The organism is Psychrobacter sp. L7 (genome assembly GCF_002810365.1).
GTDB classification, from domain to species: Bacteria; Pseudomonadota; Gammaproteobacteria; order Pseudomonadales; family Moraxellaceae; genus Psychrobacter; species Psychrobacter celer.
Genome location: NZ_NEXR01000002.1, coordinates 147,229 through 167,699, shown reverse-complemented (window position 1 = coordinate 167,699; position 20,471 = coordinate 147,229). Strand labels below are relative to the sequence as shown.

Sequence of the window (20,471 nt, the reverse complement as noted above, 5' to 3'; positions counted from 1 at the left end):
ACCACCCCAGCCATGCGCCTGCTAAAACCGTTTAGACAAAAATCATGTTTAGGCTTTTGTTATTGATAAAATCAAGCGCAATACCACCACCGCGGCTCACGCAGGTCAATGGGTCTTCGGCGACTGTCACTGGTAGACCGGTCTCTTTGGAGATAAGCTTGTCTAAATCACGTAATAGCGCACCGCCCCCTGTCAAGACAATACCGCGCTCAGCGATGTCTGATGATAGCTCAGGTGGCGTTTGCTCGAGTGCTGCTTTGACCGCACTGACGATACCGCTTAATGGATCGCTAAGGGCTTTTTGTACTTCTTCTGAATTGACGGTAAAGGTCTTTGGCACACCCTCTGCCATGCTACGACCACGTACTTCTACCTCTAGCTGACTGTCTTCGTTTAGTGCGGAGCCCACTTCTTGTTTGATACGCTCAGCTGTCGTCTCACCGATGACGCAGCCATGAGTACGGCGTACGTGGGTGATAATGGCCTCATCAAACATATCGCCGCCGATACGAATCGACTCGGCATAGACGCAGCCAGATAGTGCAATCACAGCAATCTCAGTGGTACCGCCACCGATATCCACCACCATCGAACCGCTGGCTTCATGGACAGGCATGCCAGCACCGATTGCTGCTGCCATTGGCTCCTCAAGCAGCAATACTTTATTGGCGCCCGCTGATGACACCGCCTCACGTATCGCTTTACGCTCTACCAAAGTAGACTTGCATGGCACACATACCACCACATTTGGCTCCGCCATAAAACGTTTGGCTTTTACCTTAGTGATAAAGTGCTTTAGCATTTTTTGGGTCACCTCAAAGTCTGCAATCACCCCGTCTTTTAGTGGACGAATGGCGGTGATGTTGGCAGGTGTACGACCTAGCATCTGCTTGGCATCGATACCAACAGCGGCGACGGTAGGGTTTTGAGTACGATTACTTCGTAGCGCGACCACCGTAGGCTCGTCAAGCACGACGCCTTTATTAGGAATAAAGATAAGGGTGTTCGCAGTACCGAGGTCGATAGCGATATTATTTGATAAAAATCCAAACAGGTTCATGACTAATATTTCCAGCGTATTACAAATGAGGCGAATGAGGCGAATGAGAGTGACTGAGGCGTTCCTCGTCAGTGTTGAGCAGGTCGTCGATAGACATTACCTGTGGCGAAAACTGAACCTCGCAACAAGTCAAACCTAAGCAATAATAATGAAATGAAAAAACTGAGGCAAATTATACCGATTTGGCTCAAAAAAAACATAGATATTTGCGTTAGTAAGTCAGGATTTTGGTCCTAGATGCTAAAAGTTGTTACAAAGTTTGAAATCGTCAGCAAGACCATTTGACTTCATGAAAGACCATTTAATTCAATAACTAACAAGGCGCTACAGACAGATGATGATTTTGCTCAGTAGCAGGTGCATACTGTAACGTATTTCAGCGAACAATGGGTGAGCATTTAAGAATGAAACACTAACTATACGGTCAGTTTTGTAAATCATTTTAACTTGGTTGATATTATGCATCAATCAAATGCTGTGCTCTGTAAACTTAGGCCAGATGCTTTATAATAAGCCAACTCAAGATACAATCTTATTTAGCAATCCTCTTATTTTTAGTGGTCATGTCTTGACACCACCCAAATTGACACTAACCAAAACTGTCCTTCATTGGAGAAACTATGTCACAGCAACCAGCAACGTCTGACAACAACGTCAGCCGTGAAGAAATCTTAGAAGTTGCCAACCTTGCCCGCTTGGGCGTGGATGAAAGCACGGCGAGCAGCTACGCGGACGACATCAGCAAAGTGTTAAAACTGATGCACACGCTAAGCAGTGTCGACACCGCAGGCATCAAGCCTTTATCAAACATCCATGAAGCCTGCCAAGAGCTGCGTGCTGACGTCGCCAAACATGATATCGATCGCACGCGCAATCAATCGGTCGCACCAGCGATCGAAGACGGCCTATATCTGGTGCCACAAGTGATTGAATAACGACTTGCATGACTTTATTAGCTTTATTGGCTTTATCTTATTTTATGCTATTAACACTTTGACGGACGACACCCTATGTCTGAGATTCACCTATTAAGTACCGAGCAGCTGATTACAGGCTTGCAAGAAAAGCAGTTTAGCAGCGCAGAATTAACCGAACACTATATCAAACGTATCGACGCCCTAGACACTAAGGTCAACAGCTTTATCACCCACACCGCTGAGACGGCGCGCGCGCAAGCGAAAGCCGCGGACGAGATGCGCGCCCAAGGCGATAAGCGTCCCCTGCTTGGCGTGCCCATGGCACATAAAGACATCTTTTGTACCCAAGGCGTGCTGACCACTTGTGGCTCAAAGATGCTACACAATTTTGTCTCGCCTTATAATGCCACCATCGTGACCAATATCGAAAAAGCGGGCATGATCAGCCTAGGTAAGCTCAATATGGATGAGTTTGCAATGGGATCGGACAACAGCAGCTCTTACTATGGCACGGTACAAAACCCATGGAATTTGGAACGCGTCCCTGGTGGCTCATCTGGTGGTAGTGCAGCCGCTGTCGCCGCCGGTTTTGTGCCTGTGGCGACCGGTAGTGATACGGGCGGCTCGATTCGTCAGCCAGCTTCGTTTTGTGGCCTCACCGGCATCAAGCCCACTTATGGCCGTGTGTCACGCTTTGGCATGATTGCCTATGCCTCAAGTCTCGACCAAGCCGGTAGCATGGGCAAAAGCGCCAAAGACTGTGCCTATCTGCTGCAGCCGATGATCGGTCATGATCCGCGCGATGCCACCTCCATCAAGCACGACATGCCAGATTATGTACAAGACATCAATGATGCAGAGGCCGCTGCAGGCGATAAACCCTTTGCAGGATTACGTATCGGTGTCGCCAAAGAATACTTTAGTAAAGGCCTCGACCGCGAAGTCGAACAAGCCGCCCGTGCCGCACTCAAAAAATACGAAGAGCTGGGGGCGACCATCGTCGAGGTCAATATCACCGATCCCGATATCACGCTGGCCACTTACTATATGCTCGCCCCTGCCGAAGCGTCTTCCAATCTATCACGCTTTGATGGCGTGCGCTTTGGCTATCGCTGTGAAGCACCAAAAGATCTGATTGACCTATACACGCGCTCACGCTCTGAAGGCTTTGGCCCTGAAGTACAGCGCCGTATCCTCACTGGTACTTATGCACTATCGGCAGGCTATTTCGACGCTTACTACACCAAAGCGCAAAAAGTGCGCCGCTTAATTGTCAAAGACTTTGATGATGCTTTTGCCAATTGTGATGTCATCGCTAGTCCCACCGCGCCGACCGCAGCTTATAAGCTGGCAGAAGACCTCGATCCTGCGACCATGTACCTAGGCGACGTGTATACCATCGCAGTCAACCTAGCTGGTCTGCCCGCACTCAGTCAGCCCGTTGGTTTGACCTCAGAAGGTCTGCCGATCGGTTTACAGTTAATCGGTAAGCACTGGCAAGAAAGTCAGCTGCTAACGACCGCTCATCTGTTTCAGCAGCATACCGATCATCATCTACAACACTCACTCGTCGCAAAGGAGACGGTATAATGAACACAGCTACTACGACTGAGAATACCGCTCATAACGACAGCGTTCGTCCCGAATTGTTTGTTGATGGTTACGAAGTGGTCATCGGCATTGAGATTCACTGCCAGCTAAACACTGACAGTAAAATTTTCTCTAGCGCCCCAACTGACTTCGGCCACGAGCCAAACAGCCAAGCCAACATCGTCGATTTAGGCTTACCTGGCGTGCTACCGGTACTCAACGCTGGCGTGGTCGAGCGCGCACTGAAGTTCGGTATGGGCGTCAATGCCGAGCTGGGTCTTTTTAACACCTTTGATCGCAAAAACTACTTTTATCCTGATTTGCCCAAAGGCTATCAAATCACCCAAATGGCCAACCCTATCGTGGGTACCGGCTATATCGATGTGGTGGTCAATCAAGGCGAAAAAAACGAATACCCAAAACGGATGGGTATCACCCGCGCGCACCTAGAAGAAGACGCGGGTAAATCAGTCCACGATGCCGTCGATGGCATGACGGGTGTCGATCTCAACCGTGCGGGCACGCCGCTCATCGAAATCGTCTCTGAGCCTGACATGCGCTCAGCGGATGAAGCGCTGGCTTATATCAAGGCCATTCATCAGCTGGTCACTTGGCTGGGTATCTCGGATGCGGTCATGGCAGAAGGCTCATTCCGCTGTGACTGTAACGTCTCTGTGCGCAAACCTGGCGGCGAGCTCGGTACTCGTACTGAGCTCAAAAACCTAAACTCGTTCCGTTTTATCGAGCGCGCCATCAACCGCGAAATCGAACGTCAAATCGACATCATCGAAGACGGCGGTAGAGTCGTGCAGGCAACGATGCTCTATGATCCTGAGCGCGACGAAACCCGCACCATGCGCACCAAAGAAGACGCCAACGATTATCGTTATTTCCCTGACCCTGACTTACTGCCTGTCCGTATCGAGCAGCATATGATTGACAGCATTCGTGCTGCCATGCCTGAGCTACCTGTGGCTCGCCGTGACCGTTTTGAGGTAGCGCTTGGTCTGTCAGAATACGATGCTCGCATCCTAACAGGCAGCCGTCAGCTTGCTGATTATTTCGAAGCTGTGGTGGCAGAAGTGGGCCAGCAAGATGCCAAAATGGCAGCCAACTGGGTGATGGGCGACTTGCTCGGTGCCCTCAACAAAGATGATAAAGACATCACCCACTCCCCTATCAGCGCCAAGCAATTGGCTGGTATGCTGGCTCGTATCAAAGACGATACGCTATCTGGCAAATTGGCCAAAAAAGTCTTTAGTGCCTTATATGAGCGCGAAGGCGGCGACGGCGATGATGCGGCAGATAAAATCATCGAAGAAAAGGGCCTAAAACAAGAAACGGACACTGGCGCTATCAAAGCCATGGTCGAGGAGGTCATCGCCAACAATCAAACGATGGTAGATGAGTATAAAGGCGGCAAGCAAAAAGCCTTTAATGGTCTGGTCGGGCAAGTGATGAAAGCCAGCCGCGGTAGTGCCAACCCGCAGCAAGTCAACCAAATTTTAAAAGAGCTGCTGGGATAGCTCTGCTAATATGGCGCTCATACTGGCTATGGATATGTCAAATTTTGGGGCAAATGGGTAGCAAGATAAATAGCCCTTGCAATATGCCTAATTTTGCGTAAAATAGTCAGTCATTCGGGGCGTAGCGCAGTCTGGTAGCGCACCACACTGGGGGTGTGGTGGTCGCAGGTTCAAATCCTGCCGTTCCGACCAAACATCGAATTAGGGCAGGCATAAATTGTCTGCTCTTTTTTTGTCTGACTTCGACAAATCATATTTAATTAAACTCTCTATATATTATTGAAATAAGTTAATGCCCACTTTAAAAGAATAGACTTATATCTGCTCTCTATAGATAGACATTTCTACCAATTCTGTTATTGTTGCTTATCCTATAAGCCATAGCACCTTCCCAATGAAAAAGACGACATTAGAACAAAAGAACTGGATCAAGAAACTTAATATCAAAGTAAGAAAGAGCCATAGCAAAAAAGATAGAACTATTAGGCTAATTTCTCATAGTAAGAAGCGAATTGAGTTTAATAAGAAATTAAGTCTGTTCCATGGTAACGAAAGAACTAAAATAATAAAAGTTTTGAGGTCTTTATCAAAAAATACTTATAACCAGTTGTATCTTGACTTTAGAAAACTAGAACTGATTGAACCTCTGACAGCCCTTCATATCGTACATGTATTGAATAAATATGAAGATCTCGATATAAGGTTCAAATCACGTCATAGCCAAAGCATAGTACCTAGAGCTGTCTTCACGCTGTTAGGTCTAGATAGGGTATTAGGTCTAAGTAAAATTACAAAAAATAAGCATATAGAGATTGTTGATAACTGGCATATGTTCTCAGGAAACAACTGTGATTTACCAGAAGACATGCAAAGTCATATACTAATGATCTACCAGAAATTTACTGATCAGAATATCCCTTTCAAACTGGTGACTGCTATTAATGAAGCTATTAATAACGTTATTCAGCATGCTTATATGAAAAGCTCAGATCCTGACTTTCAAAAATGGTATGCTCTTACACGTATTGATGAGAAATGTATTGTAGTTGTGGTATCTGATTTAGGAGTGACAATTCCTGAAACAGCGCCTCTATCTATTCTTGAAGTCCTTCAAGGCAAAGCTAATAAGGTTAAAGAAGGAATACTAGGAGCAGATCTAGCATCATTAAAAGACCACTCTGACTCTAAGTTAATACAGCTTGCTACAAATTTAGACACGACTCGTACTAAAGAAAAAGGTAGAGGAAAAGGCTTCAATGATATATTAGATTTAGTTAGAAGAACGAATGAATTTCCAGAGATTAAGCAGGTACATACCTCAGTACTTAGTAAAAGTGGTAGTTATTTATTACAATCTAACTCAGACGGTAGTGCCAAAGAGTTGTCTCTTAATAAGAACTTCGACGATTTCGAATCGAAAATTGAAGGTACTGTAATTTCTTGGGTTATTAGATTAGTTTAAGGAGTTTGTAATGATGGCAACAATTAATGTAGCTAAAGACTTTTCTTTAATGCCTTCAGGTAGATCTCATACTGATGGCAGCTATACAGGTGAGCATTTTTATGATTATTTAGTTCGTATTATGAATAGCATTCCTGAAGATGAGAAGATTATTGTCAATTTTGATGGTATTTTATCAGCAGGCTCCTCTTTTCTTGAGCAATCTTTTGCTGGACTTATTCGTAAGAAAAATATAACTAAAAGTAAGTTTTCTGAAAAATTTATTATAGAAGCTAATGACTATCCTGAAATTAGAGAAAAAATACTGAGATACGTAAAAGAGGCTTAATTTCAACTATCTAAAGGCTCTAATTTAAATATGAGTGATTATTTAACTGTATTTTCAATTGCATTGGCCGTTATTTTTTCCATTTTCAGAACCTCAAAACTAAGCAACATCGTTGTTTAGATGAAGTGGTTAATCGTCTTGATATTATAACTACTATTGCTTTAAACTCTTGTAACACGCACCCCTATTCACGCTCTCAAGGTGAGTATGATTTCAATTCCAAGATTTTGAGAAAAAGTATCGATAAATTTAAATCGAACGCTCCTACTCTTTTACTTAAAAAACATGAGTTCGATACCTTATCGAAAGAATGCATAGAATTGCTAGAATATATCGAAATGCATACTCCAGTTGAGTCGCCTGAAAATATAGAAACAGATACAGACGGAAAAATGATCAACAAATTACATACCACTATTAAAGTTCATATGCTTGCTAATAAAATAGTAAGTAGAATATATAAATTAGTATAAAGACGCCTTCGTAATCGCGCTCAGCGCTTCATTGATGACAAACACTTTAGACTTGATGCCTGTAAATCCAAACGACTCTAAGCGCTCGGTATGCTTGGCCAAATACCGATCGGCGTCATCTAAGTTATCAAACACATAGATACCACCCGCTTCTTGCGTGTCTTTATTTTCTGTCCATAATTTATAGACCAGACCGCGCTCGTTTGCGATATCAGCGGCCAGCTCTTTCATCGCGGCAAAAAACTCGTGACCAAAAGGCCCACTATAGGGAAAGTCGATTTGTAATAGGTATTTCATGGCGTATTCCTCATCATATAAGATGGATAAATGGCCGCCCATTAGCGGCCAGACAGTTGCAATTTTAGCATAATATAATACGCCATCGATTGACTATAGACTTTTGGTACATGAGCCGCTAGGGTAAACGTACACTGTAATGATGGTTTATCCTATGATCGAGCCGACGGTTCATGGCCCGTTTACTTATCTACATACCGCACCGTGGGAAGCTTATCGGCGCCCCTATGTGCGCGATTTGGCTTATGTGCTGGCCTGCCCCACTGTCTTAACAAAGTGGTTGGACGTTGCGCCGCATCAGAACACACATACCGTGTCGGTCCATAGCGCACACTTTTGGCAGCAGCAGTTTGCAGCCTATCAGGCACGCTTAGAGGAGCTCGATACCACCAATGCGTATCAGGCGCTGACGCGATATCTGCTGACACGTCCCAGTCCCAATCGCTTAGGTTTTCACTTTGAGGGATTGTTATCATTTTGGCTAGAAGATGGCTTTGCGCGCAAATTACATCCGTACGAGACGCTTGCTAACAATGTGCAGTTATATAACGGCAAACAGACGACAGGCGAGCTGGATCTGATTTTATACAATCATCAGGACAATCTGACCGAACACTGGGAGCTGGCAATTAAGTTCTTTATGGGGGCACCACCTTTTGAGCCTGCAAACTGGGTCGGTATCAATTCCAATGATAACTTACAGCGCAAAATGACCCACATGCAGACCAAGCAGTTCCGCGCTGTGTGGGTCGATACCGCTGATCACGGGCAAGTAAAAATCGACAAACGCTACGGTATTGTCAAAGGCCGCTTTTTTTTGCCGCTCAATATCTATGGCTTTGATAAACCAGATTGGCTAACGCCCAGCTTTCCGCTGCATGAATGGTGCGATAACAGCGACGCCGTCAGTCTTGCGACGCTCGATACGAGCACTCTGCGGCGCGCGTACTATATTGAGTGGTTTACCAAACGCAGCTTTTATGACCGTTACGCCAGACGAGCGCTTGTACAGACTTGGTCAGAGAAGAGCTTGCCAAAGACAGGGCTGTATTTTGAAGGCGACAGGCCAATTGTCATCTATCCGAGGCAGTGTGAGTAGCCCGCACCCTCAATCCGAGAGGTCAGTTTTAATCACGACCAACAACCATCATTATCAGTACGTCTCAATCACCTGCATCAGCTCATATCTGAGCATATCCGCGCTTGGCATACGCTCAGCGTGAAAGCGCACGATAGGAATACCTGCACTAGCAAGGGCTTTGTCCTTTTTGTCATCGGCTTTTTGGCGTGATTTGCTGCTATGTGTCCAATCATCAAGCTCGATAGCCACCAAGGTGGTCTGCGCGTCGATATCGACGATGACATAATCGACACTCTGACGACAAATGCGGTTAAACCAAAAGCTACGCTCGGAGGTCTCATCGCTATTGGCTTCGATGATTCGCGACAGCTGCACCTGCACAAATATGTGATACTCGGGCAAGGCGTTTTTTAATTTTTTAAAAAAAATCACCTCAGTATCAGTCATGATGGGCATCGGTGCAAATGGCCAAATGGCCAACTCATCACCGCGCACAGGTTTTGGCTCAGGCTCGATGCTTTGACGCTTTGAGGATAGTTTTGGTAACGTAATTAGCCCTAAAAACCCAACGGCCAATATTAAAAATACAACGCCAAACGACATGGTTTTACCTTATAAAATAAACAAGTGATTATCCAAGTCCCAGCTGCGCCGACACACAAGCACAGCTGGGAATTTGAATAATCACGGCAGGTCAACCTTTTTAGGCTGACAGGTGATACAAAAACAAAATAAATGCGCAGCATGGTAGCGAAACCTACCCAGCTGAGCAATCAGTAAAACAAAAAACACGACATCTAGTGTCGTGTTTTCTCAGATCATAGAAACAGCGAAGGTGTCTATACTCCCTAACAGTACTCACTGCTAGCGGCGATACATTAGTCGAGGTTTAGCGCCAGTATAATACCCAAGCGCTGGTGGTGTTTACTTTAGGGTCGCTGTTGATCTTGTCTTTGAGCGCCAGCGCTGCCACTTTACCGCGCTCAGGACCGACGATGACGCGGACACCGCGACTGGTCGGACTGGTCTTTACTTGATACCCTGCTGCCTGAAACTTTTTGGCCAATTCATCTGCTTTGGCCTGATCATTGGCAAGTGCGACTTGCACCCCAAAGCTTCCTTTGGCATCGGTTTCCTTGACCTGTTGGCGAGCGTCACGCAGTTTTTGCTGCGCATCACGTTTGGCCTCTGCTGATTTTTTTGCCAATGCTTCTTCTTTTTTGCGCTGCGCTTCACGCGCTTTTTCGGCTGCCGCTGCTTCTCGCTCTAGACGCTGTACTTGTTTGCGTGAAGGAATAGTCAGTGTCTGACCCAGCTGCAGTGAGGTCGAGGGTGACATATTGTTTGCCTGAGCCAGCGCTTCCACCGGTACGTTATACTGTCTGGCAAGTTTAATCAGGCCGTCGCCTCGTTTGACTTCATAGTCAGTGGGGGATTTGGGCGGCTCTTTTTTGGCGGCTTCGGCAGCTTTTTCAGCCGCTTGCTTTTTTGCGGCGGCCTGCTCGGCAGCCTGACGCTCAGCTTCTGCTTGACGCTCAGCTTCTGCTTGACGCTTGGCCTCTGCTTGTTGCTTGGCTTGTTTGGCTTGTTCCGCTTGCTGTTGCCGCTGTGCCAACTCTTTGGCGGCTTGTTGCTCTTTGAGAGCGGCTTGACGTTTGGCTTCTTGCTGCTGGGCAGTTTTTAATTTTTCGGCGGCGGCTTGCGCCGTATTGCTATCAGTGCTTTCAGAACTTTCCGTACCTTCAAGGCTTGCTGTTGCCGAAGCGGTATCGTCTTTTTTCTCAGCTGCGGTGCTGTCGCTATCGTCAGCAGCGGTAGTGTTTGTTATATATTGTTGGCTTTCTGCGCGCGCTTTGGCTAGTGCTTCAGCTTCAGCAGCTTCTTGCTCAATCAAAAACTGCTGAGCACGTCTTTCTTGCTCTGCGACGCGAGCGGCGCGCTCTTTTTGTTTTTGTGCCAAGATGCGTTTTTCTGTTTCGATGTCTGTTGTCAATGGCGGCTGCGTGGTTTGCTCAGTACTTGAGCTTTCGACCATCGCTGAGGTCGGCGCAGGCTGACTGTTATCGCCGATTTGTTGCACCATAGCGTATAGCATCACGCTACCGCCGATAATCATCCCAATGCCCAATAAGGCTTGTCTCGAAAAGTTCATCCGTTTACGTCTCTTAGTTGGTAATAAGGTTGATTGAGCGGCGCAGCTATCGCTTTAAAACCTTGGCGGGCAAGGCTCTACAAGCTTACCCATCCGTCAGTTTTTTGGCGTTATACGCTATATTTCAATCACTTTGATTATAAAGCATATTTTTCGCGCTGTCTGCTATCACACTTGTGCTAAGCGTAACATGAAAGCAAAGCCCTTTTCATCACTCACGGGTCGTCACATCATCGACTATCACTGATCGGCAGTCAGTGCTGCTAATGCCTCACCGATAGTATGAAACGAGCCACACACCACGATGAGATCCTGCGCATCGCTCGCTTGCATCACCGCCTGCGTGGCTTCTTTTAATCTGTCAAACTGATGTATCTGCGCCTGCTCGACATGGCGAGACAGGACGCTGTATAAATGCTCGGTACTCGCGGCACGTGGATAGTCAATCTCCGCGATAAACCACTCGCTGATCGGCAAGCCAGCTTGGCTTAAGCGCTGGACGACATGGTCGATATCTTTATCACCTAACATAGAAAACAGCATTTTGATGCTGGCAGGTTGGCTGCCGCTATGACTGTCTATAGACTCGTGCTGCTCAGCGAGGTGCTGCTGCCAAAGCGGTACAAGCTGCGCCAATAAAAACTCGACACCCTGCTCATTGTGCGCCACATCAAATAGCCAATGACGCTGCTGGGTATGGCGGTAATCAAACCGTCCTGCCAGCTTGACTGTCTGCAGCGCCTGCTCGATGGCACTGATATCGATATCTAATGGACTGGCCAGCACAGCTGATAAGGCATTGGCAGTGTTCATAAGCGACAATGCTGGGCGCGGTAGCTGCATCGTGACAGCGGCATTGCTATACTGCCATGTGGCTGAGTCGAGGCTTTGGTAAGCAAAGTCCTGCCCGACCTGATAGCAGCGCGCTTGATGCTGATCAATCGCCTGCTGCACGCTATCTGGCATCGTAGTCGCCCCATAAATCAGCGTGATATCGTCACGCAAGATACCTGCCTTTTCGCGTCCGATATCCTCGACATTGTCGCCCAACCAATCGATATGATCGATACCGATATTGGTAATCACCGCCATGTCAGGATCGATGATATTAACCACATCCAAGCGACCGCCCAGTCCCACTTCTAATACCCATACCTCGCAGTTTGCTTCGGCAAATATCAATAATGCAGCAAGTGTCGTCATCTCAAAGAACGACAATGTCAAATCGCACTGCAGCCGCGCTGCCTCCACCTTACTAAAGGCATTGATTAATGTCTCATCGCTGACCATCTCGCCATCGATACGCACCCGCTCATTAAAAACGCTTAAATGCGGTGATTGATACAGCGCCGTTTTATACCCTGCCGCTTGACACATTTGTGCAATCACTGCGGTCGTTGAGCCTTTACCATTGGTGCCCGCTACAGTAAATACATAAGCATCGTTTTTGGCGGATTGTACCAAGCCTAACGCCTCAGCCACTGGCAACACGCGCGACAGCCCCATGTCAATCGCCGACACATGGATTTGCTGCATATAATTGAGCCATTCGGTCAAACTAGACTGGTTATCGGGCGTACTTGAGGTAGCAACTAAGGAGTCAGACATGAAGAAAACCTATCAAAAAAGAATCAAATAAAAACTGAAGACAGTATATAACTACCTAGCCAAAAAGCAAAAATAGCATTTACCGTGATTGACGATAAATGCTATTTTTTAAGAGAAGTTCTCTAGCTGTGGCTATGCGATGAATGCCATAACCGGTGCGGCGTTACGCATCCACATTGGTGACGTGACACAGTTTTGCCAGCAGACGATAAATGGTATCGATCAGCTGATGACGATGCACCACTTCATCCACCACCCCATGCTCTAACAAAAACTCAGCGCGCTGAAACGGCTCTTCTAAGGTTTCGCGTACCGTCTGCTCGATCACGCGCTTGCCAGCAAAACCAATCATCGCTTTTGGCTCTGCCAAATGAATGTCTCCTAGCATCGCCAGCGAGGCTGTCACACCGCCATAGACAGGATTGGTCAACACTACGATATACGGTACACCCGCCAATCGCAAGCGCTCAATCGCAGCGGCGGTGCGCGCCATTTGCATCAACGACAGCAAGCCTTCTTGCATACGCGCGCCGCCTGAAGCTGCAAAGCAGACCAGTGGTATTTTTTCCTCAAGGGCTTTTTCAGCGGCTTGGACAAACCGATCACCGACCACCGAACCCATCGAGCCGCCCATAAAGCGAAAATCAAAGGCACAAGTGACAATGTCTAGATTGCGCAGCTTGCCATACATCACGATCAGCGCTTCAGACTCGCCTGTCTTGTCTTGTGCTTCGCTCATGCGCTGAGGATACGGCTTACTATCGACGAAGCTCAATGGATCTTTTGCATTGAACTCTTGTCCCAGCTCGCCATCTACTTGATCGAGCAGCCAGTTTAGACGCTCACGAGCGCTCATCGGTAGATGATGGTCACAATGCGGGCACACATAACAGTTAAAAATCAGCGCGGTATTGGTAATCATCGAGTGGCAGTTGCTACACTTGGTCGATGGTTCAGTCTCAACCGCAGTCAATGGAGCGGTCAGTTGCTGCTTAATACCAGGTATTGGGCGATTAAACCACGATTGGCCAGCAGCATTGCCGTTTTTTTCGGCGCTGGGTTTGTTAGTTGCGGTTTTTTCGATATTGTTTGGAGTTGTCATATCAGCTTTGGTTATTGTATCAGTCATAGTATTCGCCATTATCAAAGGCTTACAGGCAAGTTGGCTCGTTTACTTGTCCCTAAGAGTCCATTTATAAAATTAATGTAACCGTCACAGCGCTCGATGATATAAGCCATCAGCAGATACGCTCATGCGAGACGGTCACAATTTATATGTGAGGTTAGTTTACACACGTAAACTAACTTTAGCAAAGCCATTTCGCGCTGTCTTTATAGACATTGTTATTATAAACCCTGTTATGATAAACCTTGTCATTCGCCCAGCGCGCCGTCGCCTCAGCTCACCACCTATCTAGGGACACCTTGGACAACTCACCGCTTACCTATGATACCGTCCGTTAAACTGTCAAACTGTCAAACTGTCAAACTGTCAAACTGTCAAACTGTCAAACTGTCAAACTGTCTAAAGCACCGCGCAGCTCGTCCATTTTTGCCATGATTTTTTGTTGAGCATTGGCCACTGCCGCCGCATCACTAGCATCGATATCAGCGAAGTTTTGTACCAGCGCACTACCAACAATAATCCCGTCAGCATGCTGACCGATCGCTTTGGCAGAGGCCGCATCACGGATACCAAAACCCACGCAGACCGGCAGATCGGTCTCTGCTTTGATGGCTTGTACTTGAACGGCGACATCATCGGTATCGAGCGTCGCTGAGCCGGTCACGCCTTTGAGCGACACATAATAAATATAGCCGCCGCAGTGGGTCAGCACTTGCTCACGGCGCTCAGGCAAAGTGGTGGGCGATAATAAGAAAATCTCATTCATCGCGTGCTCAGTTAAATGCTGAGTAAAGCTCCCCGCCTCCGCTGGCGGCAAATCCACCATCAAAATACCATCGACGCCTGCCTGCTCGCATAAGGTGACAAAATTATCATAACCGATGATCTCGACAGGGTTTAGATAACCCATCAAAATAATTGGCGTTTGCGTGTCTTGCTTGCGAAACTCTGCCACCATATTTAGGGCATCGCGGGTGCTGGTGCCAGCTGCTAAAGCGCGCTCGCCCGCCAAGGCAACGGTTGGACCATCGGCCATGGGGTCAGAAAACGGCAAACCCACTTCAATCATATCTGCGCCATGCTTGACTAAGTCATGCAAGAGGCCGACAAAGTTATCAGGCGTTGGATCGCCCGCCATCACATAAGGAATCAGGGCTTTTTTATTTTGCGCTTTTAGGGTTTCAAAGGTGCTTTCAATTCTGGTCATACTTTTAACTCGGGTCATAATCGTCTCTAAAATTAATAAAAACTGGCTATAGTGGCGCTTTACCATTCAATCAAAGAGCCACTCAATGTATGTCATCAACGTGGGTTTGTCGCAAAAATAATGCTCACCACTACAACGCAATCCCTTCTGCCTTCATCACTGAATGCAGATCCTTGTCACCGCGACCTGACATATTGACGACAATGCTCTGATCAGGGGCCATGGTTTTCGCCAGTTTAAGCGCATAGGCGACAGCATGCGCAGACTCTAATGCAGGTATGATGCCTTCTTTTCGTGTGACTTCATGAAAGGCGTGCAACGACTCTTTGTCAGTGCAGCCGACATATTCGACGCGCTTCATGTCTTTTAAGAAGCTGTGCTCAGGGCCAACGCCCGGATAATCAAGACCCGCTGAGATAGAATGCGTTTCTTGGATTTGTCCTTCATCATCTGCCATCAGGTAAGTGCGGTTGCCATGCAGCACGCCGATGCGACCAGCGGCCAATGGCGCTGAATGGCGGCCAGTCTCTATGCCATCGCCTGTGGCCTCGACGCCATACATTTTCACCTCTGTATCGTTTAAGAAGTCAAAGAATAGACCAATCGCATTGGAGCCACCACCGACGCACGCGACCAGCGCATCAGGCAATTTGCCGGTTTTTTCTAAATGTTGAATACGCGCTTCTTTACCGATAATCGCTTGAAAATCACGAACCAGTAGCGGATAAGGGTGCGGCCCTGCAACGGTGCCGATGATGTAATAAGTGGTGTCAACGTTGGTCACCCAGTCGCGCATCGCTTCGTTCATCGCGTCCTTGAGAGTGCGCGAGCCAGACGTCACTGGCACCACTGTCGCACCAAGCAGGCGCATACGATAGACGTTCATCTTTTGGCGCTCGACGTCATCAGCGCCCATATAGACGATGCACTCTAAGCCTAGGCGCGCGGCAATTGTCGCTGTCGCCACGCCATGCTGTCCTGCGCCCGTCTCGGCGATGATGCGTTTTTTGCCGCACATCTTGGCAAGTAGTGCCTGCCCGATGGTATTATTGACCTTGTGTGCGCCTGTGTGATTGAGGTCTTCACGTTTAAAATAAATCTGCGCGCCGCCGATCTCATCACTCAGGCGCTTGGCATGATAAAGTGGGGTTGGGCGACCGACATAATTGACCAAATCATTGTGATATTCTTCCCAAAAAGCCGGATCAGCTTTGACTTTGGTGTATAAGGTTTCAAGCTCTTCTAATGCTGCCATCAGCGTTTCAGAAACAAAACGACCGCCATGGACACCAAAGTGTCCGCGTGCATCAGGGTATTGATTAAAGTCTTGCACATCTGCTGGATTGGTAAAGGTATTGATAGATTTTGCAGCATCAGATAGCGCTTTGTTTGAGGCATGACTCATGATAATTCCTACGATAAGTGGGGGCTTTTAATATAAAGATGAAGGAGATAAAGCGTCTAGGCTTGCCGCCATATCGTCATATAACTAGGCGACAAGCAAAAATTCGGAATAACGAGCAAATAACAATATATAGACATCACATAGACACCAATATAGCAAATTATCTTAAAGCCCGTCAGTGACCGTCTCGTTTTGCCATCGGTCACGTTTGACTGCCTTCATAAAGGCGCGCATTTTGGCAGCGTCTTTTTTGCCTTTAGCAGATTCGATACCGCCGCTGACATCGACGCCATAGATAGGTAAATCAAGTGTGCCTGCGACATTATCAGCAGCGAGGCCGCCGGCTAAAACAATCGGTAACGCGCTGCCCTGTGGTATCAAACTCCAATCAAAGCGCGCGCCCGTACCGCCGTATTTTTGCGGATGATAAGCATCGAGCAAGATACTACTGGCACCCATCGCGGCAAAGCTATCGATACGCGCGCGCACGCTAGCTGCCGTGTCTTGCTCGGCATCGATACGTAGCGCCTTGATCCAGCGTTTATTGACCGCGCTTGCCAGCTGCTGGCACTGCTCAGGCGTTTCGTCGCCGTGGAATTGAATGATGTCAAAAGATACATGGTTTGCCAGCGCCAGCAGCTCATCGTGAGTCATATTGACCACCAGTGCCACGACACTGACAAACGCCGGTACAGCGGCACTCAATGACTGCGCCTGTTTGGGCGTGACAGCACGCGGGCTTGGTGGGTAAAACACCAAACCAACCGCATCCACACCCAACTGCACAGCGGCCTGAACATCACTAAGCTGGGTAAACCCGCAAAACTTCACCTGCATTGTCTGACCTTAATTTGAAAGGCTTAAAAGATTTAATAGATTCAATATCTACCCTAGTACTGAACGTATATTGTACTGAGCGTATATTGCACTGAGAGTCTGGTGCTCCCAATCTCGTTGTATCACTTTTATATCGACCTGACGCTATGATGCTGATTTGTTACTTATCTGCCAAACCCATTGCATCAAAAAACTTATCCTAGCATACTTTTATTCATAGTTTTGTTTATGATTACGATTGATTGGTATAAGGATACTTGCATGTCTAAGACTGCGTCTGCTAATGGCGATAACGATGATAATACGGATATGAATATGCCGCATTATCTAATGTGGTTTCGCCGAGATTTACGACTGCATGACAATACAGCGCTGACGGCACTTTGCGAGCGCGCGCAGGCAGATCATGCGCGCGTCAGTGCGGTGTTTTTTTTGACGCCAGAGCAGTGGCATGCGCACGATACTTCCTTAGTACAGGTGGATCATATCGCCCGCACCTTGCCCATACTTGCCAACGCGCTACAAGCGCAGCTAAACATCACATTGACGGTACAACGTTGCCCCAGCTTTGCCGACTGTATCGACGCGCTCAGCATACTATGTCAGGACAATAATATCCGCTGTATCATGGCCAATCATGAGTACGAAGGCAATGAGATCGACCGTGATGAAAAATTAGCAAAGCAGCTAGCAAAAGACAATATCGAGTTTGTACGCTGGCATGACCAATGTATCTTGCCACCACAAAGTATCACTACCAATGATGGCGATAGCATGTATCAAGTGTTTACCCCGTTTTATAAAAAATGGCGGCATACTTTGGATATCAGCAGCATACAAATGCATGAAGCCTCCGCCATAAATAATAAAACCAAGCTAAAATTATCAAAAGACAGCGCCACCACACTACAAGACATCGAAGCATTGAGTAACAAGGTGGTCAGCACTTATCAAAACGCACGACAAAAGGCTGATTTATCGCAGCATCTCGATATGGATGCTCAATTAACAAAAGCCCGCGCCGCCTACCCTGCAGGCGAAACAGCTGCCTGTCAGCGTCTAAACGACTTTATTGCCGATGACATCGACGACTATGATATCAGCCGTGATACGCCTAGCCTCGAGGCCACGAGTCAGCTATCCGCCTACCTGACCATTGGCGTCATCAGTCCTAGATTATGCTATCTACAGGCAAGCCTAGCGCAAGAAAAACTACACGGCAATGATGGCGACAATGAAGACATCAATCGCTGGATAAGTGAGCTGGCATGGCGCGACTTTTATCGCCATGTGCTAGTGGACAAGCCGGCCCTTATCCGCCACAAGGCCTATAAAGAAGAGACAGATAAGAAGATTGATTGGTCGTATGACAAGGATGACCTTGAGGCATGGTGTACTGGCAAGACAGGCGTGCCACTCGTTGATGCGGCGATGCGCAGCCTAAATGCGACTGGCTTTATGCACAATCGCCTGCGTATGGTCACCGCGATGTTTTTGACCAAAGACTTGCTGATTGATTGGCGCTTAGGCGAGCGCTATTTTATGCAGCAGCTCATCGATGGCGACTTTGCCTCTAATAATGGCGGCTGGCAGTGGAGCGCCTCAACCGGTACAGACTCTGCGCCTTACTTTCGGATCATGAATCCCTTTAGCCAAGGCAAAACACATGACAAGGATGGCGTGTTTATTAAAACTTGGCTACCTGAATTAAAAGATATTCCTGCCAGCATCTTGCATAGTGAAGACAAGGTGCGTAAAGAGCTGGCAAAGGGCGGCAAGTTTGCTGATATCGACTACCCTGTGCCGATGGTCGAGCATAAAGCGGCTCGTCAGTTGGCCATTGCTGAGTTTAAAAAATCGTAATACAGTCGACGGACGTGCTACGAGGGCCACTGACACGCGCCCGCGCCTTGGGTGGTCACCGTCACCACCGCGCCCGTCATGGCAAATAACTGCTGCAGCTGCGTCTGAGCGTTTTGCAAGGCAATATTCATCACATCACCGCGGCAGGCACGCTCTAGCACTTCTTTTTTTGCCATGGTCTGTGCTTGCGCAAGTATCTTTGGATCGACCTGCATCAGCCCAAACGCGCCCGTCTGCCAGTCATAAATCTCAATATCATCCAGATATACTGAAAATATCTCTGACGGCGGTAAGGTGATATTGATTTGCGGCATCATGGCAGCGGTGTTGACAGTTGTGGCCTGCGTGTCATTTTGGGCAGCTTTGCGCAGCACTTCACTGTCAGTCGCTGGATCGGGCTGGATGACTTGCACCATCTCAGGCGTCAGCGCACTCAAATCGATCCCTGCATCGACGCGCCCGCGAGCGATAAACAGCCCCTTTTGTTCATCTTGCCACAGCTTCATCCAGCTGCCTTGCCGCTCGCTGGTAATCACTGTATCCACGCTAAAAGCCACCGTTTGTAGGCGGTTTAACTGCTGAATCTGCGTCACCACGCCCTCACGGCTGATGGTTTCGATAGGCGCTTCTTCACTTGCCGGCTGCATACTATAGATAGCAAATGCCAGCGCGGCCAAACCAATCAGCAATATCAGCCACGACATAAAGGCAATGGGCTTTTTTGTTGGTGGATTTGGCGCTGGATATTTGTTGTCGCGCGCGTTATCCGCAGGCGCTTTATTATCGGGATGATTCATTGACACCACCTTCAGTATTATCAGTTATATAGAGCAGATGAGTCCCTTAGCGACAGCGACTTAACAGCGCTTTTTATTGCCTCGCTATTATCAAATCGTACTTTTATCTCGCTGCGTAATACCACATGCCTATCTCATCCGCCTGTCTGTCTATAAATGCTACTAATCACCTATTACTTCAAGTAATAGCTACCAAGACGCAACATAACCTGCAACCAGATTATGAGTAAAAACACGTGCGCCATTTGCCATAAATCAGCTTAACACTGGTAAATAATCGAGTCTCAATAATCATCTGCCATTCTTTGACCGAAGTTACGGCTGAAAAAACAAAAAGTCATTGCGTCTTGGGCGAACTTTACCTAACATAGACAGATTGTATTGATAAAATGTCGGCACAGATTTATTGGTCAGGTTTTTTGCAAGATAGGTTTTCATCACACGTTTGGTGACTTTTTCAATTCCGATATGTCGCCGTCTACTCTATCGATACGTCAATCCAAATCTGCCCTTTTATTGTGAGAGCGGTTTTGTGACGATACTGCTTTACCAGTGTCTTTGCCACAAAAGCGTAGTTGCCCGCGATTAGTGGTTAGAGACCAGTTGCGACACATTATCTACTAGGAAGCCCCTAGTTCATTGCTAAGTGATAAAGGTAAGCTTACGGCGTCCATGAAACGATAGCCCTATGCTCAACACCCCACTATTTCTTATTTTTTTATCGTTGATAAGGTTACGCTTT

General features: G+C 47.4%; 17 protein-coding genes and 1 tRNA gene. 8 read left to right on the top strand and 10 right to left on the bottom strand.

What is annotated here, in order from left to right:
• Positions 1-31 precede the first annotated feature (31 nt).
• Positions 32-1,069: a rod shape-determining protein gene (locus tag CAP50_RS03360; RefSeq protein ID WP_075102264.1), complete on the bottom strand. Its 1,038-nt coding sequence runs from the start codon at positions 1,067-1,069 to the stop codon at positions 32-34.
• 611 nt (positions 1,070-1,680) lie between these two features.
• On the opposite strand from CAP50_RS03360, the gene gatC reads away from it, so the two are divergent.
• The 6 genes from gatC to CAP50_RS03330 all read left to right on the top strand — a co-directional run bounded on the left by gatC (position 1,681) and on the right by CAP50_RS03330 (position 6,883).
• The gene (gatC, locus tag CAP50_RS03355) at positions 1,681-1,995 is read left to right on the top strand and encodes an Asp-tRNA(Asn)/Glu-tRNA(Gln) amidotransferase subunit GatC (protein ID WP_075102263.1); all 315 of its coding nucleotides are present in this window, start codon (positions 1,681-1,683) and stop codon (positions 1,993-1,995) included.
• A gap of 75 nt (positions 1,996-2,070) precedes the next feature.
• The gene (gene gatA / locus CAP50_RS03350) at positions 2,071-3,567 is read left to right on the top strand and encodes an Asp-tRNA(Asn)/Glu-tRNA(Gln) amidotransferase subunit GatA (protein ID WP_100749083.1); all 1,497 of its coding nucleotides are present in this window, start codon (positions 2,071-2,073) and stop codon (positions 3,565-3,567) included.
• On the top strand, positions 3,567-5,093 hold the full coding sequence (gatB, locus tag CAP50_RS03345; RefSeq protein WP_100749082.1) for an Asp-tRNA(Asn)/Glu-tRNA(Gln) amidotransferase subunit GatB: 1,527 nt from the start codon (positions 3,567-3,569) through the stop codon (positions 5,091-5,093). The genes gatA and gatB overlap by 1 nt, the downstream gene beginning before the upstream one ends.
• A gap of 115 nt (positions 5,094-5,208) precedes the next feature.
• A tRNA-Pro gene (locus tag CAP50_RS03340) sits at positions 5,209-5,285 on the top strand.
• 202 nt (positions 5,286-5,487) lie between these two features.
• The gene (locus CAP50_RS03335) at positions 5,488-6,555 is read left to right on the top strand and encodes a hypothetical protein (RefSeq protein WP_100749081.1); all 1,068 of its coding nucleotides are present in this window, start codon (positions 5,488-5,490) and stop codon (positions 6,553-6,555) included.
• Positions 6,556-6,565: 10 nt separating this feature from the next.
• Positions 6,566-6,883 (top strand): STAS-like domain-containing protein, encoded by a 318-nt coding sequence (locus tag CAP50_RS03330; RefSeq protein ID WP_100749080.1) that lies wholly within the window; start codon positions 6,566-6,568, stop codon positions 6,881-6,883.
• 464 nt (positions 6,884-7,347) lie between these two features.
• Here the strand turns inward: CAP50_RS03330 and CAP50_RS03320 are convergent, their stop codons facing one another.
• Complete coding sequence (locus tag CAP50_RS03320; RefSeq protein WP_100749078.1) at positions 7,348-7,653, bottom strand: monooxygenase; 306 nt, start codon at positions 7,651-7,653, stop codon at positions 7,348-7,350.
• A gap of 139 nt (positions 7,654-7,792) precedes the next feature.
• On the opposite strand from CAP50_RS03320, the gene CAP50_RS03315 reads away from it, so the two are divergent.
• Entirely contained in the window at positions 7,793-8,752 is a 960-nt protein-coding gene (locus tag CAP50_RS03315) for a DUF1853 family protein (protein WP_241900633.1), read from the top strand.
• 54 nt (positions 8,753-8,806) lie between these two features.
• Here the strand turns inward: CAP50_RS03315 and CAP50_RS03310 are convergent, their stop codons facing one another.
• From CAP50_RS03310 to CAP50_RS03280, 7 genes are all read right to left on the bottom strand, one after another.
• The gene (locus CAP50_RS03310; RefSeq protein ID WP_100749076.1) at positions 8,807-9,337 is read right to left on the bottom strand and encodes a DUF2726 domain-containing protein; all 531 of its coding nucleotides are present in this window, start codon (positions 9,335-9,337) and stop codon (positions 8,807-8,809) included.
• 286 nt (positions 9,338-9,623) lie between these two features.
• Positions 9,624-10,886 (bottom strand): SPOR and LysM peptidoglycan-binding domain-containing protein, encoded by a 1,263-nt coding sequence (locus tag CAP50_RS03305; protein WP_100749075.1) that lies wholly within the window; start codon positions 10,884-10,886, stop codon positions 9,624-9,626.
• Positions 10,887-11,126: 240 nt separating this feature from the next.
• Entirely contained in the window at positions 11,127-12,494 is a 1,368-nt protein-coding gene (folC, locus tag CAP50_RS03300) for a bifunctional tetrahydrofolate synthase/dihydrofolate synthase (RefSeq protein WP_100749074.1), read from the bottom strand.
• A gap of 163 nt (positions 12,495-12,657) precedes the next feature.
• Positions 12,658-13,635, bottom strand: coding sequence for an acetyl-CoA carboxylase, carboxyltransferase subunit beta (gene accD, locus CAP50_RS03295; protein WP_172953051.1), 978 nt, complete (start codon positions 13,633-13,635; stop codon positions 12,658-12,660).
• Positions 13,636-14,002: 367 nt separating this feature from the next.
• The gene (gene trpA / locus CAP50_RS03290; RefSeq protein WP_100749120.1) at positions 14,003-14,827 is read right to left on the bottom strand and encodes a tryptophan synthase subunit alpha; all 825 of its coding nucleotides are present in this window, start codon (positions 14,825-14,827) and stop codon (positions 14,003-14,005) included.
• Between the two features lie 130 nt (positions 14,828-14,957).
• Positions 14,958-16,232: a tryptophan synthase subunit beta gene (gene trpB / locus CAP50_RS03285; protein WP_241900632.1), complete on the bottom strand. Its 1,275-nt coding sequence runs from the start codon at positions 16,230-16,232 to the stop codon at positions 14,958-14,960.
• Positions 16,233-16,397: 165 nt separating this feature from the next.
• The gene (locus CAP50_RS03280) at positions 16,398-17,069 is read right to left on the bottom strand and encodes a phosphoribosylanthranilate isomerase (protein ID WP_100749073.1); all 672 of its coding nucleotides are present in this window, start codon (positions 17,067-17,069) and stop codon (positions 16,398-16,400) included.
• Positions 17,070-17,330: 261 nt separating this feature from the next.
• Here CAP50_RS03280 and CAP50_RS03275 point away from each other — a divergent pair, with 261 nt between their 5' ends.
• A complete protein-coding gene (locus CAP50_RS03275) occupies positions 17,331-18,932 on the top strand; it encodes a cryptochrome/photolyase family protein (protein ID WP_100749072.1) in 1,602 nt (533 codons plus the stop codon).
• A gap of 17 nt (positions 18,933-18,949) precedes the next feature.
• Here CAP50_RS03275 and CAP50_RS03270 read toward each other — a convergent pair whose 3' ends face one another.
• Complete coding sequence (locus CAP50_RS03270; protein WP_100749071.1) at positions 18,950-19,729, bottom strand: DUF4230 domain-containing protein; 780 nt, start codon at positions 19,727-19,729, stop codon at positions 18,950-18,952.
• Between the last annotated feature and the right edge of the window lie 742 nt (positions 19,730-20,471).

What these genes read in the sequence shown, in the direction of transcription:
- gatC (WP_075102263.1), top strand. Translation starts at nt 1,681, where the DNA reads ATGTCACAGCAACCAGCAACGTCTGACAACAACGTCAGCCGTGAAGAA.
- gatA (WP_100749083.1), top strand. Translation starts at nt 2,071, where the DNA reads ATGTCTGAGATTCACCTATTAAGTACCGAGCAGCTGATTACAGGCTTG.
- gatB (WP_100749082.1), top strand. Translation starts at nt 3,567, where the DNA reads ATGAACACAGCTACTACGACTGAGAATACCGCTCATAACGACAGCGTT.
- CAP50_RS03335 (WP_100749081.1), top strand. Translation starts at nt 5,488, where the DNA reads ATGAAAAAGACGACATTAGAACAAAAGAACTGGATCAAGAAACTTAAT.
- CAP50_RS03330 (WP_100749080.1), top strand. Translation starts at nt 6,566, where the DNA reads ATGATGGCAACAATTAATGTAGCTAAAGACTTTTCTTTAATGCCTTCA.
- CAP50_RS03320 (WP_100749078.1), bottom strand. Translation starts at nt 7,653, where the DNA reads ATGAAATACCTATTACAAATCGACTTTCCCTATAGTGGGCCTTTTGGT.
- CAP50_RS03315 (WP_241900633.1), top strand. Translation starts at nt 7,793, where the DNA reads ATGATGGTTTATCCTATGATCGAGCCGACGGTTCATGGCCCGTTTACT.
- CAP50_RS03310 (WP_100749076.1), bottom strand. Translation starts at nt 9,337, where the DNA reads ATGTCGTTTGGCGTTGTATTTTTAATATTGGCCGTTGGGTTTTTAGGG.
- CAP50_RS03305 (WP_100749075.1), bottom strand. Translation starts at nt 10,886, where the DNA reads ATGAACTTTTCGAGACAAGCCTTATTGGGCATTGGGATGATTATCGGC.
- folC (WP_100749074.1), bottom strand. Translation starts at nt 12,494, where the DNA reads ATGTCTGACTCCTTAGTTGCTACCTCAAGTACGCCCGATAACCAGTCT.
- accD (WP_172953051.1), bottom strand. Translation starts at nt 13,635, where the DNA reads ATGGCGAATACTATGACTGATACAATAACCAAAGCTGATATGACAACT.
- trpA (WP_100749120.1), bottom strand. Translation starts at nt 14,827, where the DNA reads ATGACCAGAATTGAAAGCACCTTTGAAACCCTAAAAGCGCAAAATAAA.
- trpB (WP_241900632.1), bottom strand. Translation starts at nt 16,232, where the DNA reads ATGAGTCATGCCTCAAACAAAGCGCTATCTGATGCTGCAAAATCTATC.
- CAP50_RS03280 (WP_100749073.1), bottom strand. Translation starts at nt 17,069, where the DNA reads ATGCAGGTGAAGTTTTGCGGGTTTACCCAGCTTAGTGATGTTCAGGCC.
- CAP50_RS03275 (WP_100749072.1), top strand. Translation starts at nt 17,331, where the DNA reads ATGTCTAAGACTGCGTCTGCTAATGGCGATAACGATGATAATACGGAT.
- CAP50_RS03270 (WP_100749071.1), bottom strand. Translation starts at nt 19,729, where the DNA reads ATGAATCATCCCGATAATAAAGCGCCTGCGGATAACGCGCGCGACAAC.